The organism is Marinomonas primoryensis (genome assembly GCF_013372285.1).
In the GTDB taxonomy this organism is placed as follows: domain Bacteria; phylum Pseudomonadota; class Gammaproteobacteria; order Pseudomonadales; family Marinomonadaceae; genus Marinomonas; species Marinomonas primoryensis.
Window position 1 is genome coordinate 1,260,545 of sequence record NZ_CP054301.1, and the last position, 16,428, is coordinate 1,276,972.

Genomic DNA, 16,428 nt, shown 5'->3' on the forward strand with positions numbered 1-16,428 from the left:
TTCTACTTCCTAAAATACTCTGCCAATTCTTGCCATTGTTGTTCTGATTGAGCCGCGAGCATTTCGCCATCGAGCATGGCAGGAGAATACTCTTTACCTTCTAAGGTTCGACAAACCCCACCTGCTTCGGTGTGAACCAGTACACCTGCAGCGTGATCCCAAGGGAGCATTTTGTAGGTCAGGCTAAAGTTGAAGTGGCCTTGGGCGATTTGTCGGTAAGCAGGGCAAGACGGTAGGTTGTTGATGCGTACAAAGCGTGAGGCTTTTAGTGCGAAATCTTGTTTTTTCTGACCTGTATAGGCGTTAACCGACATGATGCCAGTCAGTTTGTCTAACTCTGGTTCTGCAGTGATCTGCAAGGCTAACGGCGTTTGGTTAGGAACTTGATTGTTGCTTTTTTCATTCATGGCGGTGCGTTGGAAAAATGCGCCTTCGCCTAAATTGGCGTAAATCCAGTCGTCGTTTACAGGGTCATACAACAAACCAAAGCGTGTCACGCCTTTCACGACAACGGCAAGTATGATGCCGAAATCTGATAATCCATGAGCGTAGTTCCAAGTACCGTCGATGGGGTCGATGATGACGCAAGTGTCTGCAGTGGCAATTTTGTCCGTGGTCGATGGGTCTTCTGCGACAGCTTCTTCTCCAACAATTTCCCAGTCTGGAAAAGCCTGCTGAATTTCAGCGGTGATAAAGGCTTCGCTAGCTTTGTCTGCAACGGTTACAAGGTCGGTTAAGCTGCTTTTTATTTCGACATCGGCAGCGTTTAGTTGTCGAAAACTTGGCATGACAATCTCTTGTCCTGCTCGGCGGACAATGTCGATAAGCCGATCTTGAGATAGTTTGTCGAGGTTCATGCGCTGCTCCTTCGCTTTATTATAAAGGGGAGCACATTATACTTGATGAATGTGACTATGTGTTGACGGCGGCGCTAAATCATTTTTTGATGAAAGAAGATTGTTACTTCGGTGTCTTATTTTATGGTTTAAACAAGACACCGAGTTGTTCACAGAACACGGTATGAAGGATATTACGCTAGTTGTCTTGAGCCGCTGTCTTCATGTTGATGGTGCAATAAGTTATCAACTGTTGTTGCCGCGATATGGTTCAGTGCTTCGATGGTGAAATAGCCTTGGTGACCGGTTACGACGACATTGGGGAAGGTGAGCATGAGCTGAAAGACGCTGTCTTGGATAATATGCGAGGACATGTCTTCAAAGAAAATCTTGTTTTCTTGTTCGTAGACATCCAACCCTAAATAGCCAATTTTCCCATTGTAAAGTGAGTCTATGGCTTCTTGCGCATGGACAAGTGCGCCACGACTGGTGTTGATGATCATCACGCCGTCTTTCATTTTGTTCAGGCTGTCTTTATTGATTAGGTGATGAGTCGAGGTGTTTAAAGGGCAATGCAAGCTAATGATGTCGCTCTTTTGATAGAGCTCTTCTAGTGGTATGTATTGGCAGCCTTGCTCGATCAGTGCTTGTGATGGATATAAGTCGTAACATAAAACATGGCAGCCGAAGCCTTTCATGATTCGACAAAACGCCGCGCCAATGCGCCCAGTCCCAATACAACCCACCGTTTTACCTTCCAAGTTGAACCCGAGTAGTCCCTCTAAGGCAAAGTTGCCTTCTTTCACTCTGTGATAAGCACGGTGTGTTTTTCGGTTCAGCGTCATAATCAGCGCGACTGCGTGTTCTGCAACGGATGTTGGGCTGTAGTCTGGTACGTGAAATACTTTTATGCCTTCTGCTTTTGCAGCGTCTAAGTCAACATTATTAAACCCTGCGCAACGAAGGGCGATGGTATGGACACCTTGCTGTTTTAAAAGGTGAATCACCTCTGCATTGACATCGTCGTTGACGAAACAAGAAACGGCATCAAAATCTTTTACTAAGCTGATCGTTTCCATGCTCAAGCGACTTTCGAAGTACGTCATGGATAAGGCGGTATTATCAGCGTAAGAGGCGAGGGTTCTTTTATCGTAGGGTTTGCAGGAGAAAACGGCAATTTTCATGAAATGTAATCCTGTCGTTTTGTCAAAAAAAGAGAGTCTAGTTATAACGCATAAAAATTCAGAACGCATGATTTTTGGTTAGTAGCCTCGATTTGCGATCCATAGCGTTGATATGAATCAGTGAAATAAAGAAAATGACCAGATTGGTGGAAATTATTGTTACAACAGCGTTTTATGTCAGGACAGTTGTTGGTTTATTTTAAATATCAATAAAATGAGTTTAGTAGGTAATATTTTGTAATTTATGTTTATTTTTATCATGCCTTACCTAATTATAAGTGGTTAATTCGTCTAAACTTATAAGAAATTGATCTTAGAATAAGATTCTGACTTAATCTCGAATTTAGAGTTGGAAACGATATTTGCCAGGAGGCAAACGTGAAGAAAATGTCATCTAAGTATATTGATAGCCGTTGGGTGATATTAACCCTGCTTTTTGGCATTTTGGTTACCTGTGTTGTGGCTTACCGAACGCAAGACGCCAATGAGAAGAGGATAGCTAACGCCGTTTACCAGTCTTCTAATAAAGCCATGGAGGAGGTGATATCTCGGATTCAGCTTTACCAATATGGATTGCGGGGTGCTCGAGGAGTTGTGTTAACGACAGGTGAAAATGACATTACTCGAGATGTTTTTTCTTTATACAGTTTAACTCGTGATGTGGATGTGGAATTTCCAGGTGCACGTGGCTTTGGTTTTATTCGACGCGTTCCACAGGCAGATGCCGCCGCTTTTACTTTGTCGGCTAGCCAAGACGGCTGGCCAGATTTTGCTATTAAAGCGCTTTTTCCTAATTTTAATGAACATTATGTCATTCAGTATATTGAACCTGTAGAGCGAAACCGGCAGGCCGTTGGTTTGGACATAGCATCAGAAACAAACCGCCGAGAAGCCGCTACGTCGTCTTTATACACAGGGGAAGTTCGCTTAACTGGCCCCATCACCTTGGTGCAAGCATCGGGTAAAGCGCAGCAGTCAGTATTGATCTTGATGCCTATCTATCGAGGAGGGAAAGTACCAGAAACATTGGATGAACGCATTGAAGCAGGCTTTGGCTGGAGTTATGCGCCTTTATTAATGGAAGAGGTGTTAAACCATTTAGATATAGACTTGGAAAAAATCCATTATGAATTGTTTGATGTAACCGATTTGGACGATAAAGTTCGGTTTTATGACAGCGGAAAATTAAAAAACCGTCAATACGAAATAAGCCAATCTAAGCATATTTATGGACGGAGTTGGGAGAGTCATCTTAGTGTTTCTCCTGCCTATATAGCGGACTTACATCTTCCTAATCCATTCAGTTTTATAATCATTGGCGTCTTCATTAGTGTTCTTGGGGCTATTCTCGTTGCTGCTGTTAAGGTAAATATTTCTAGGCATCGTGAGGTGATCGCTCATCAATCTAGAATCGCTGCGGTAGTGGAAAGCTCGGCGGATGGCATTATTAGTAAAAGTCTGGATGGGGTTATTGTCAGTTGGAATAAGGGGGCTGAGAGTATATTTGGTTACACACAGGAGGAAGCGATTGGTCAGTCTTCTTTTGAACTCTTGGTTCCAGCCGACCTTCAAAATGAAGATAAGGCGATTCTGTCTTCTGTAATCGATAACAAAAAATCCATTATTAGTGAGACGCGTAGGAAAACTAAATCAGGGTCTGATGTTCCGGTTGCACTGACTGTGTCTCCTATCTTTGACTCTAATCGTTTAGTAGTTGGTGTTTCGAACAGTGTGCGTGATATTTCTGAACGTAAAAAAGCCGAAGCTAAAATTCGTGACTTAAATTCCAGTTTAGAAAGCCAAGTAAAAGAGCGCACTCTAGAGCTTCACGAAATCAATTTACTTTTGAATGACGTGTTAGACGCTTCGTCTGAAATTGCGATTATTGCTACCGACATGAACGGTAAGATCAATCTTTTTAATAGTGGTGCACAAAGAATGCTGGGGTATTCTGCCGAGGAGGTTGTTGGTCAAATGACACCTCTTAGTTTCCATGTTAAAGCAGAGGTTGTACAAGAGCGTGATGCAATTTTTGAAACTGCAGGTACCTATGTCTCAGATCTAATGGAAGTTTTGATCTTTAAAGCATTTCGAGATAACTACGATAGCAAAGAATGGACCTATATTGATAAATATGGGAAGACCAAACCGGTGTCTTTGGTTATTACTCCTATGAAGAACAGTGACGATGAAGTGATTGGCTTTTTAGGAATGGCTATAGATATTACCGAGCAGAAAGCCAGCCAGCATGCTTTAGTTTCTACTCGAGACCAGTTACTTATGGCGGCAGAGGTAGCACAACTGGGCGTTTGGACTTGGGATCTAGAAAACAATATTCTGGATTGGAACGAAATTATGTTCGATATATACCAGTACCCACGGACATTAAAAAATGAAGGGGTTACTTATGCGCACTGGTATAACAGGGTTCATCCCGAGGACAGAGATGCGTCCGCATTGGCATTGCAAAATGCCATAAAAGGCATTGGTGAATACGATCTTGTCATGCGGCTCTTGCTACCTGATAGCAGCATTCGTTATGTTCAGGCTGGCGCTTCTATTGAAAGAGATGCGAGTGGAAAAGCCATTTCTGTGGCGGGTATTAATCGAGATATTACAGCCGAGAGAAGTTTGGAAGCCTGGTTGCGTAAGGCAAAAGATGAAGCCGATGCCGCCAGTGCCGCCAAATCAAGCTTTCTTGCGAATATGAGTCACGAAATCCGCACCCCGATGAATGCTATTTTGGGCATGTTGGAGTTGGTTAAACGAACGTCCTTAACGCATCAGCAAGACGACTATGTTTCAAAAGCCCATATTTCAGCCAAATCTTTGCTTGGTTTAATTAATGATATTTTGGATTTTTCCAAAGTTGATGCCGGTAAATTAACCTTGGAAAGCGTACCTTTCGAAATAGAAAATCTACTCTATGAACTTTCTACTGTGCTATCTGGAAGTTCACTGGGAAACGATGTTGAGCTCATTTTTGATATTGATAAAGACATTCCTCCTTACCTTGTCGGCGATAAACTACGTTTATTGCAGGTGCTCATTAATTTGGTGAGTAACGCGGTTAAATTCACGTTAGAAGGTAGTGTGATTTTAGAAATTAAACAAACAGCGTTGGAGTCTGGAGTATCCCGTTTAACGATTTCTATTACAGACACTGGCATTGGTATTTCAGAAGACCAAATAGAGTCTGTTTTTGACGTATTTTCTCAAGCGGAGTCTTCGACGACTCGACGTTTTGGTGGTTCAGGATTAGGGTTGGTTATTTGCCGTCGTTTTGTCGCTCTAATGGGCGGGGTGTTAAATGTTGAAAGTACTTTGGGGGTCGGCAGTCGTTTCTATTTCACGATTGATTTACCTGTTGCTGAAGCTCCAGTAGAAGAAATATTGAATGTACAAGCACGAAAACCCATCCGAATTCTTATTGTAGAGAATAATCCTGCTTCGCAGGCTATATTGACGCGAATGGCAATTAATCTTGGTTGGTTTTATGAAAAGGCTGAGACGGTTAAAGAGGTTATTACACAAGTTAATAAAGCCGCAGAAGATGGTGGCCTGTTTGATGTTGTCTTATTGGATATTAAAACATCAGATTTTGTCGGACGTGACAGCATGGAGAATATGGTCGCGAGTTTTCACACTTCAATACAGCCTCCTAAAATTATTTTATTGGCTAATGCACCTAATGAAAAACTGGAAAGCTCTCTTGAATTAGCCACGGGCTATTTATTAAAGCCCACGTCATTAAATCAGTTATCTGAAATGGTTTATGAGTCTTTATCTAATGGGGATACTCTCGTAAATGAAGGTGATGAAAAGTCTAATGATCGAATTGAACGAAGTTTGGCGGGAATAAAGTTATTACTAGTGGAAGATAACGCCTTTAATCGTCAAGTCGCGACAGAATTATTAGCCGCCGAAGGCGCTATTGTTACCGTTGCTGAAGGTGGTTTGGAAGGGGTTGCCACTGTATTGGATAACGCTGAAGGCGCATTTGACCTGGTTCTGATGGACATGCAAATGCCAGACATAGATGGTTTGGAAGCAACAAGGCAAATTCGAAAAAGTGGGCAATTCACTTCACTTCCCATTGTTGCTATGACAGCCAATGTGTCAGAGGGGGATCGTCAGGCGTGTCTTAATGCGGGCATGAATGACCACCTTTGTAAGCCTTTAGATATCGATTTGATGATCGCTTGTATCTTGCAGTATGTAGGCAAAAAGACTGAGGTAGGCGTTACTCTTGATCAGACCGCTGAGAAAGCTATAGGCGTTGAAGACAGCCATTCGTATGAACGTGAAGATATTCAATCTATATTGGGACGGTTTGGTGGCAGTGTTGATCTCTTTAAAAGTGTGGTTGATGGTTTTGAGGCAGAGTCTCAGAGTTTACTAGAAAACATTGATAAAAATGTTATAGACAGAGATCAAATTAAGGCACGAGAGGCGCTTCATACTTTAAAAGGTGCGTCTTTGACGATGGGCTTGTTGCACTTTTCTAATCAGCTATCCGATTTTGAGCAGGTTCTAAAAACGACAGAGGATAAAGAAGCGCTGGAAACGTGTTTCTCTTCTATTAATGTTGCTGAACTCAATACTCAGTTACATGATGAATTGGCTACTATTATTGCTGAAATTAATGATTTGACGTGAATTATCGATAATTTTAGCTAAGCTATATTGCTATGATTTGAATCATAAATTGATCTAGAAAAGGTATTATGCGAAAGCATATTATTACGAGTGTTTGAACTGTTGTGCGTTGATTTTATGTTATAGACAGCCTGTAGATTAGGCGCTTGAGGAGAGTGGGATGTTTAACAAGAGTCTGAAGAATGAATTTAAGGCATTAAAGGAAGAGCTGTACTCTCTTAATCAAGTAAAAGAAAGTTTAGACCAAGAAATGTTTGTTATCATTTTGAGCCCTGAGGGCGTGATAACATCGGTCAATAAAAAATTCACTGATGAGTTAGCCTTTTCGAAAGAGGCCATTATAGGTAGAAAAATATCAGAGTTAGCGCCTGTTATTTCTCGCGAAACGACACACTACAAGGGGCTTTTAAACTCGATCAAAAACGCCAGTCATTGGGTTGGTGCGTTAGAAATTGAAAAAGAAAACGGTGATGAAGCGTGGTTACGAGTTATCTTACAGCCGGTATTAGATGGTGAAAACGGTAAGCTCAAACAGTTTTCCTTACACTGTAATGATTTAACACGGACGATTACCAGCTCTCGTGAAGATCAAAATATTATTTCCGCGCTACAGCGATCAACCGCCGTTATTGAGTTTGATATGAGCGGCCATATTTTGAAAGCGAATGATCTTTTTCTCGGTGGTATGGGGTATAAGCTTGAGCAAATCAAAGGCAAGCACCATAGAATATTTTGCACTGAAGATGAGTCCAGTTCAGCGGACTACGCAGCATTTTGGAAGCGTTTAAGCGAAGGGCAGTTTGTTGCTGAGCGTTTTAAGCGCGTTGATAGTCGAGGTGATATTGTTTGGTTAGAGGCGTCTTATAACCCAATTTCTGACGTGCATGGTCGTCTGTATAAAGTCGTTAAGTTTGCGACCATTATCACGGATCAGATTAATCGTGAATTGGCGGTGTCTGAGGCGGCTGATATTGCTTTTAGCACCTCTCAACAGACAGATAATAGTGCGAAAAAAGGCAGTCAGGTGGTCAGTGATACCGTCACCGTGATGCGCCAATTATCAGATCAAATGGCAGAAGCTGCCGAGGGCATTGCTGAATTGGATAAGCAGTCTCAGCTGGTGGGGTCTATTATTCAAAGTATTCGAGGCATTGCGGATCAAACTAACCTACTTGCATTGAATGCGGCCATTGAGGCGGCGCGAGCGGGAGAACAAGGTCGAGGTTTTGCCGTTGTTGCTGATGAAGTCAGACAGTTAGCATCGCGAACCAGTGCGGCGACAGAAGAGATTGTAGGGGTCGTTGAAAAGAACCAAATACTGGCTGAAAAAGCGGTTGCTTTGATTAATAAAGGCAAAGAGCAAGCAGAGCAAGGCCTTGCTTTGTCAAATGAAGCGGGTAATGTAATTATTGAAATTCAAGACGGCGCTCAAAGAGTGGTTGATGCCGTTGGACAGTTCGCTAACAAATTTACGAACTAAGCGTTAGAGCATTGGCTGACTTTCTTGTCGTCGGCCAATGTTCGTGTTTAACGTTGTGATAACGTGTCTAATGTTTCTAGTAACCACTCTAATTCATTTTCACCTTTCAAACGTGTCGCCATACTTTGCTCATGTTCCATAACGCGTGCACTTAATGTCTGAAAAAATGTTTCTCCGTATTTGGTCATAAATAGCGCATAAGAGCGGCGATCGTTTTTAGCTGGACGGCGCTTTAAAATATCCATTTTTTCTAATTTGTCGACAGCAGCAACCATGGCTGAGCGGTCATTGCCTAGAGCTTGAGCTACCGCCGTTTGTGTTAAACCCGGGTTGCGTTCCACAATGGCGATAATGGCAAATAAACCAGGACTGATACCCAGATCAGAACATACTTCAGAAAACTTACTGAAAAAATTCATTTGGGCGCGTCGTAAGCGATAGCCAATAAGCGTATTAAGTATTCCGAAGTCCACTGTTGAATCAGTTTTTTTTGTATCGTCAGCCATTTAGGTCCCATTTACTTGTTTAATAATCAATTATTGTAATATAAAACGTTATTTTGGTGTAACAGTAAACTGTTGAGTAGGGTATAGAAAAAATACGGATTAAATGAAATAACCCCCGTTACTGGGCAACCAGCATTTGGGGGTTATTTTTTTATGCAAACTAACCGACTAAGTGGACCAAACCGAGGGTAATGCTTGGGAAGAGTATCAATAATGCGACTCTCACAAAATCGGATATTAAGAATGGAACCACCCCCTTAAAACACTCTTTTAGTTTAAGGCTATCGTCAAAGGATTTAATGATAAAAACGTTCATGCCCACCGGGGGTGTGATGAGCCCGACCTCGACGACGATCAACGCCAATATGCCAAACCAAATGCCGACATCTGCCGTTGGAATGCCAAAATCCATGGCCATAATCATCGGGAAGTAAATCGGAATGGTGAGCAAAATCATCGCTAAGCTGTCTAAGAAACACCCCATCACCAAATAGGTTAATAGCATCAGCACCAGAATAGTATAGGCCGACAGGCCTGAATTCTGAATGAGCTCGACACCTAGATCAGGCAACCTAGAAAGCGCGATAAACACACTAAATAAATCCGCACCTAGCACGATGAAAAAGATCATCGCAGCAGACACCGCCGTGCGCATCAGACAAACCAACAGGCCATCAAGACGCATTTTCCCATGCGTCACGGCTAGGATGGCTGTCAAAATAACACCGACAGACGCGGCTTCTGTTGGGGTGAAAATCCCCATGTAAATGCCGCCCAATACGATTAAAAAGATCGTCGTAATATGCCATACGTCTTTCGTCGATTTTATTTTTTGTGCCAGCGTGGTTTTTTCTCCACGTGGCCCCGCATTTGGGTAAATTCTTACGTAAATTGCGATAGCAAGAATGTAACCGCCCGCAGCGAGAAAGCCAGGAATAAAGGCCGCAATGAACATTTTGGAAATATTTTGTTCCGTGAGAACCGCAAAAATGATCAGCACCATAGAAGGTGGAATCAAAATCCCCAATGTGCCACCAGCGGCTAACGCGCCCGCTGCCAAACTACCAGAATAGTTAAGGCGCTTCATTTCAGGTAACGCGACTTTCCCCATTGTGGACGCGGTTGCCAAGGATGAACCGCAAATCGCCCCGAATGCCGCACAACCCGCTACGGCCGCCATAGCAATACCGCCGCGCTGACGTCCAATCCACGTATTGCAGGTTTTAAATAACTCGGCCGTAATGCCAGAACGTGTGGCAAGCTCGCCCATTAATAGAAACAATGGCACTACGGACAAGTCATAAGTGGAAAATTTAGAGACGGGCGCGGTTCCTAAATACTCTAATAACGCTGGAACGCCGCCAATCATGGAATAGCCCACCGCGCCACACACCAACATGGCCAACGCGATCGGAATACGAATGCTCATTAAAACAAGCAACACAGCCATCATTAAAAATGCCAGCTCAATATTACTCATTCGCACCTCCTAGAAACACGGCAAACAGTTTGTAAAGGCCACAGAGTCCACACAGAGTCATGGACGTGACGCCGACAATGAATGTCCACCAAGTAGGAAGTTCAAGCAGCATGCTTTGTTCAAGATAGTCTTTTGCCTCAAACCCACTGAGGCTCATTTGATAGGCAAAGACAAATGCGGTCACAGTAAATACGATGTCCGCCGTGATATCCAATGTTCGTAATGTGCTTTTTTTACAATGCGCTGTAAAGAGGTCGACAATCACGTGACCATTACGCACATAACAAACGGGCAAAAAGAGAAACACCGCCATGGCCAGACCCATTTCAGTGATTTCATAATCTCCTTCAATCGATTGTCCAACGGTGGTTCGACCTATTATGCTCGCAACAGTGACGGCGGCTATGCCAAGCATCACAAAGCCGCCTGTGAGTGCAAAAATATTTGATAAGCGACCCAGAAAGGATCGCTGTATATTGGCAGAAAATACTGTCATTTTAAATCATCCAACAACGTGGCTTAAAGTGCTTCGTATTTTTTGATAAGTGCTTTGGTTTTGTCTAATAAACGCTGTCCGTCGTAGTCGTCATCGTTCATGTCTTCAACCCATTGGCTGGTAATAGGCGCCATGGTTTTTTCCCAGCGAGCGTGTTCTGCGCCTTCGATATAATCAAAGCTGTTGCCTTGATCCACCGCGTATTTACGCGCAAACACTTCGTAGTTATCAAACAAATCCCCGATGTGCCCCGCTAACGCAATACCAGAATTGTTATCAATCACTTTTTGTAGATCAGCAGGCATGCTGTCATAGACTTTGTTGTTCATTGAGAAAACGAAGGTGTTTGTATAAAGACCTGCGCCTTTAAATTCTGTGTGATGTTTTACCAACTCGTATATTTTCATTGGCAATACCACTTCGAAAGGCAATACCGCTACATCAATGACGCCTTTCGATAACGCACTTGGCATTTCTGTAACAGGCAAAAAGACGGTATTAGCACCCACACTTTTAAAGGCTTCTGACATGACTTTGTTGGGGGCGCGAACCTTCATGCCTTCCAAGTCTTCTAGCGTTTTAATGGCTTTGTCTCGTGAGTGAAAAGAACCTGGAGTGTGAGTATGCAATGCGATGACGTGGACATCTTTCATTTCATCTTGCATTTCGGTTTCGGAATAATCTTGTAGCGCCATACTGGTCGCTTTTGCTGAGCCTGGAATGAAAGGAAGTTCAAATGACGTCATTTTTGGAAAACGCCCGGGCGTGTAGCCGGCCACTGTCCAAGACAAATCCACAATGCCTTTGCGAGTTTGATCAAATAACTGAGGTGGTTTTCCGCCCAATTGCATGGCTGGGTAAATGTCTATTTTGATTCGACCATTCGATTCTGTTTCGACTCTTTCTGCCCAAGGCACAAGAAACTGAGAATGTGCCATCGACATAGGCGGAAGCATATGATGCAGTTTTAGGGTGTATTCAGGTTCCGCTGCGATGGCGTTGATAGACAGCATAGAGCCAGCGACAAGGGCTAGGCCCTGCAGTTTTATCTTCTTCATTTTAATCACCTTAATTGTTTTTGTTATTAAGTGTTTTAATCCGAACGCTATTTCACCAAGGTTAATCCATTATTAAAGGCAAAGGGACTGAGAAACAACAGTGTTTTTATGTTATTTCCAGAGCCGATAAATCTATTTGTGACACATATTGTTGTGCTTTTCAACAATCTTATTTATAAATTTTTTGCTCTTCATATTCAAAAAAAGCAAGCCTTGATAAAACGTTTGATATAAAAATAGTTGTGGTGTACAACATAAATCCTATCCCCCAAAACAAACCAATAAAAATAGACATGTGAGGGCATAAAATGAGCAAGGTTATTTCTCTGGAGCACGCAGCGGGTCTCATAAAAGATGGCGACTCTGTTGCATGGTCAACCGTTGGTATGTCTTTTTTTGCAGAAGCCGTGGCCAAAGCCGTCGAGCAGCGATTTATCAGCACAGGGCATCCGCAACAGTTAACCTTGATCCATGATTGCGGTTGCGGTGACGGTAAAGACGCGGGCATGTCACACATGGCGCACTCTAATCTCGTAAAGCGTCTCATTTCTGGTCATACCGGACAAGCACCTAAAATGGCGCAAATGATTACGGACGATGCTATTGAAGCTTATTTACTTCCTCAAGGTGTGTTGACCACAATGTGGCGTCAGATCGCGGGTAACAAACCGGGTGTGATTACCAAGATAGGCATGGGTACCTATGTTGATCCTCTGTTAAGCGGCGGTAAAGTAACGTCTTTGGCGACGGAAGACCTTGTTAAGCGTATCGAAATTGAACAAGAAGAGTGGTTACTTTATAAAAAATTCCCTCTCAATGTTGTGGTGATTCGTGCCACCACCGCCGATGAAGACGGTAATTTATCGGTAGAAGAAGAGGCCATGTTGGCTGAAATTCTGCCTATGGCTCAGGCCGCAAAGAACAGCGGTGGTATTGTTATCGCTCAAGTGAAATACATTGCCGAGCGTCATTCTATTCATCCGAAAGAAGTCAAAGTGCCTGGTGTTTTGGTGGACTACATCACGGTGGCACCAGTCGAAGATCACAAACAAACCATTGGTACTGTTTATAACCCCGGCCTTGCTGGAAATGCTCGTGTGCCATTAAATGCGCTTCCTGCAATGCCATTTGGCGATCGTAAAATTATCGCGCGTCGTGCTGCGATGGAGCTAAAAGCGAATGTCATGGTGAATCTAGGTATAGGCATGCCGGACGGCGTGGCGGCGATCGCGGCGGAAGAAAAAGTCTCGCATTTGTTCACACTAACGACCGAATTGGGTACTTACGGTGGCATACCTGCATCTGGCGCTGACTTTGGCGCGGCGTGGAATGCAGATGCGATTATTGAACACGAAGCGCAATTCGATTTTTACGACGGTGGTGGTTTGGATATCGCCTTTTTGGGATTGGCGCAGGCCGATATCAAGGGCAATTTAAACGTTAGTAAGTTTGGTCCGAAAGTGGTCGGACCCGGTGGTTTTATCAACATTTCTCAAAGTGCTAAGAAAGTCGTTTTTTGTGGCACCTTGGTGAATGGCGCTAAACTGGCTTACGACAATGGCAAAGTATCCGTGCTTCAAGAAGGTAAGGTGCAAAAATTTGTTAACGCCGTTGATCACATTACTTTCAGTGGTGACCTTGCCCGCGAAAATCACAAGCCCGTGTTGTTTATTACTGAGCGTTGCGTGCTGGAGTTGCGTCAAGAAGGCATGGTGCTCACAGAAATTGCACCAGGTTTAGATTTAGAAAAAGACGTGTTGAGCGCGATGGCGTTCCGGCCAATTATTGCGACTGACCTTAAAACCATGCCTGACGCTATTTTTGCGGAGCAGTGGGGTGGTTTAGGCGACATCATGGCATCGGCCGATCAGCAATAAAAAATAAGAATAAAAGAAAGAGGAAAGATTATGTCTATCAAGAATGTCGAAATCCCTTACGGTGCTTATTGGAGTACCCCGTTTACCAAATGGCAGGGTTCGTTACAGCATTTGCATTCGATGAAGTTCGCAGCGCATGTGGCAAAAGGCGAGTTGGCGAAACGGAATATTGACCCGCTTGTGTTCGATTCCGGCGTGTTGGGCATGACGATCAACCAGTATCAGTCATTCAACGGGGCGCCTTGGCCCTTGTATGAGATTGGCGCAGTGAATACCGCCGGTCATGCGGTAAACCAAGTCTGTGCAACGAGCGCGCGCGGTTTGTTTGCCGCCGCGTCTGAAATTGTTTGTGGTATGGCGAATGTGTCGTTCTTGATGACGGCCGACCGTTGCTCTAACGGGCCGCATATTTATTATCCGAATGCCAAAGGGCCAGCGGGTTCGTCAGAAGACCAAGTCACATACAACATGATGAACGACTGCATTGGCGGTCATTCTATGATGCAAACAGGTGAAAACGTGGCGACGCGTTTTGACATCACACGTGAAGAATTGGATGCCGTGACGTATCGGCGTTACGAACAATATCAAGATGCCTTGAAAGACGATCAAGCTTTCCAAAAACGTTTTATGACCTTGCCCTTATCTGTGCCAACGGCGAACTTTAAAAAAGAAGACACTGTTATTACCGGCGACGAAGGGGTATTTGCCACGACGCCGGAAGGCTTGGCGAAATTAAAACCGATTCAAGAAGGCGGCGTCATTACTTTTGGCAATCAAACACACCCTGCGGACGGCAATGCGTCTATGGTGCTTTGCCGTTCTGAAGACATTGCTTCCCTGACAAGCAAACCTGAAATCAAAATTGAAGTGTTGGGCTTTGGTCAAGCCCGAGACGCTTTAGCCTACATGCCAGCCGCGCCGATTGAAGCCGCGAAGCGTGCGCTTGCCGTCGCAGGCGTGGACATTAAACAGATTAAAGCGATTAAAACCCACAACCCCTTTGCCGTGAATGACGTGGCGTTTGCAAAAGCCATGGGAGTGGAGGTGATGACAATGAACAATTTCGGTTGTTCGCTTATTTGGGGGCATCCGCAAGGACCAACCGGTTTGCGAGCCGTGATTGAACTGATTGAAGAACTAGCATTAACCGGCGGCGGTTATGGATTATTCACCGGTTGTGCGGCGGGTGATACGGGCATGGCCGTTGTGATTAAAGTATCTGATCGATAAAACTTGGTCATTAGCATCAAGCTAGGCCCATAAACATAAGAATAGAGGCTCCTTAATGGCAACGTATGAATTTATTAACTTCTCTGTTGAGAATGGCATTGCGCATTTGCAATTGAATCGTCCAGAGAAGAAGAACGCGATCAACGACAGTTTGTGTCTTGAGATAGAGCATGTCTTTTTAAACCTAAGTGATGATGTGAATGTCATTGTTCTTTCTGGCAATGGCCCTGAATTTTGTTCCGGCTTGGACTTACGTGAGCACAAGGCTCGCGAACCTTTCCAAGTGGTGAAACATTCCCAAATGTGGCATCGCGTATTTGGCCACATTCGTGAATCGGGCATTCCTGTTGTGGCGGCGATGCACGGTGCGGTGATCGGTGGTGGTTTAGAACTGGCGATTTGCGCACATGTTCGTGTCACGGAAGAGGGTACGTATTACCGCTTACCGGAAGGCAAACACGGTATTTTTGTTGGTGGCGGTGCGTCGGTGAATGTCTCTAACGTGATTGGCGCAAGCCGCATGACGGAAATGATGCTGACAGGCCGAGATGTGAATGCCGAAGAAGGTTTGCGCATTGGGCTGGCGCATTATGTGGTTAGCAATGGTGACGCCTTGGCAAAAGCCTTTGAGCTGGCAGAAGGCATTGGCAAAAACTCCAAATACTCTAACTGGGCGATGACCACAGGGCTGAGTCGTATCAGCAATATGTCGGCACAAGAAGGCATGTACACAGAGTCATTAATTTGCGGCATCACGCAAACCAGTGAAGAAGTCAAAGCGCGTATAGACGCGTTTCTTAACCGTAAAAAATCTTAATTCTGTGCCTGAATAGGAGTGGTTGATATGCAAATCCAAGACAAACATTTTATTGTCACCGGTGCCGCATCTGGCATTGGTGAAGCCGTTGCGCGACGTTTACATGGTTTAGGCGCGAAAGTGACGCTGGCCGATGTGAATGAAAAAGGACTAGAGCGCGTCCAAGCCGTGTTAGGCGGTCGCGCCTTAGCGTGTGTCACCGATATTGTCAGTGAAGAATCTGCTCAGAACTCGGTGAATAAAGCCGTTGAAAAATTCGGTCCGATTAGTGGGTTGATTAACTGTGCGGGCATTCCGGGCGCAGAGCGCGTGGTTGGACGTGAAGGCCCTCATCGATTGGCGTCTTTTCAGCATGCTATTTCAGTCAATTTAGTTGGGACGTTTAATATGATTCGTCTTGTAGCGGATCAAATGCAAAACAATGAACAAGAAGCGAATTTAGAGCGTGGCGTGATTATCAATACGGCGTCGGCGGCGGCATTCGATGGCCAAATCGGTCAGGCAGGGTATTCGGCGTCAAAAGGCGGCGTGGTCGCGATGACATTGCCAATCGCACGGGAGTTAGCGCGTTTTGGTATTCGAGTTATGACGATTGCGCCAGGCCTATTTAAAACGCCAATGATGGATGTATTGCCAGAAGAAGTGCAAAAATCCTTAGGTGAATCTGTCCCTTTTCCGCCTCGTCTTGGCGATCCTGATGAGTTTGCGGCGCTTGCTCAACACATTATTGAAAACAGCATGCTAAATGGCGAAGTGATTCGTTTAGATGGTGCAATTCGTATGGCAGCGAAGTAAGGAGTTC

The 16,428-nt window shown here is 44.3% G+C and carries 12 protein-coding genes; 6 read left to right on the top strand and 6 right to left on the bottom strand.

Annotated elements, in window-relative coordinates; genetic code table 11:
* Positions 1–2 precede the first annotated feature (2 nt).
* Entirely contained in the window at positions 3–857 is an 855-nt protein-coding gene (locus MP3633_RS05795; RefSeq protein ID WP_176334834.1) for an inositol monophosphatase family protein, read from the bottom strand.
* 173 nt (positions 858–1,030) lie between these two features.
* Positions 1,031–2,020 carry a 2-hydroxyacid dehydrogenase gene (locus MP3633_RS05800; RefSeq protein ID WP_176334835.1) on the bottom strand — a complete coding sequence of 330 codons (990 nt, stop codon included), beginning with the start codon at positions 2,018–2,020 and terminating at the stop codon, positions 1,031–1,033.
* Positions 2,021–2,407: 387 nt separating this feature from the next.
* Between MP3633_RS05800 and MP3633_RS05805 the strand changes: the two genes are divergently transcribed.
* Both MP3633_RS05805 and MP3633_RS05810 read left to right on the top strand, forming a co-directional pair.
* Positions 2,408–6,679: a hybrid sensor histidine kinase/response regulator gene (locus MP3633_RS05805; protein WP_244959948.1), complete on the top strand. Its 4,272-nt coding sequence runs from the start codon at positions 2,408–2,410 to the stop codon at positions 6,677–6,679.
* A 160-nt stretch (positions 6,680–6,839) separates the two neighbouring features.
* Complete coding sequence (locus MP3633_RS05810) at positions 6,840–8,159, top strand: methyl-accepting chemotaxis protein (RefSeq protein WP_176334837.1); 1,320 nt, start codon at positions 6,840–6,842, stop codon at positions 8,157–8,159.
* Positions 8,160–8,206: 47 nt separating this feature from the next.
* On the opposite strand, the gene MP3633_RS05815 is transcribed toward MP3633_RS05810, so the two are convergent.
* The 4 genes from MP3633_RS05815 to MP3633_RS05830 all read right to left on the bottom strand — a co-directional run bounded on the left by MP3633_RS05815 (position 8,207) and on the right by MP3633_RS05830 (position 11,699).
* Positions 8,207–8,665, bottom strand: a complete 459-nt coding sequence (locus MP3633_RS05815; protein ID WP_112139974.1) for a MarR family winged helix-turn-helix transcriptional regulator — start codon at positions 8,663–8,665, stop codon at positions 8,207–8,209.
* A gap of 160 nt (positions 8,666–8,825) precedes the next feature.
* Positions 8,826–10,145, bottom strand: a complete 1,320-nt coding sequence (locus MP3633_RS05820) for a TRAP transporter large permease (RefSeq protein ID WP_176334838.1) — start codon at positions 10,143–10,145, stop codon at positions 8,826–8,828.
* Entirely contained in the window at positions 10,138–10,641 is a 504-nt protein-coding gene (locus tag MP3633_RS05825; RefSeq protein ID WP_176334839.1) for a TRAP transporter small permease, read from the bottom strand. Before MP3633_RS05825 ends, MP3633_RS05820 begins: the two co-directional genes overlap by 8 nt.
* Positions 10,642–10,664: 23 nt before the next feature.
* Complete coding sequence (locus tag MP3633_RS05830; protein ID WP_176334840.1) at positions 10,665–11,699, bottom strand: TRAP transporter substrate-binding protein; 1,035 nt, start codon at positions 11,697–11,699, stop codon at positions 10,665–10,667.
* A gap of 308 nt (positions 11,700–12,007) precedes the next feature.
* On the opposite strand from MP3633_RS05830, the gene MP3633_RS05835 reads away from it, so the two are divergent.
* From MP3633_RS05835 to MP3633_RS05850, 4 genes are read left to right on the top strand one after another with little or no spacing between them, the layout of a single operon-like run.
* A complete protein-coding gene (locus MP3633_RS05835; RefSeq protein WP_176334841.1) occupies positions 12,008–13,576 on the top strand; it encodes an acyl CoA:acetate/3-ketoacid CoA transferase in 1,569 nt (522 codons plus the stop codon).
* A gap of 30 nt (positions 13,577–13,606) precedes the next feature.
* Complete coding sequence (locus tag MP3633_RS05840; RefSeq protein WP_176334842.1) at positions 13,607–14,809, top strand: thiolase family protein; 1,203 nt, start codon at positions 13,607–13,609, stop codon at positions 14,807–14,809.
* Positions 14,810–14,864: 55 nt separating this feature from the next.
* Positions 14,865–15,626: a crotonase/enoyl-CoA hydratase family protein gene (locus tag MP3633_RS05845; protein ID WP_176334843.1), complete on the top strand. Its 762-nt coding sequence runs from the start codon at positions 14,865–14,867 to the stop codon at positions 15,624–15,626.
* A gap of 27 nt (positions 15,627–15,653) precedes the next feature.
* Positions 15,654–16,421 carry a 3-hydroxyacyl-CoA dehydrogenase gene (locus MP3633_RS05850; protein ID WP_176334844.1) on the top strand — a complete coding sequence of 256 codons (768 nt, stop codon included), beginning with the start codon at positions 15,654–15,656 and terminating at the stop codon, positions 16,419–16,421.
* Positions 16,422–16,428 lie beyond the last annotated feature (7 nt).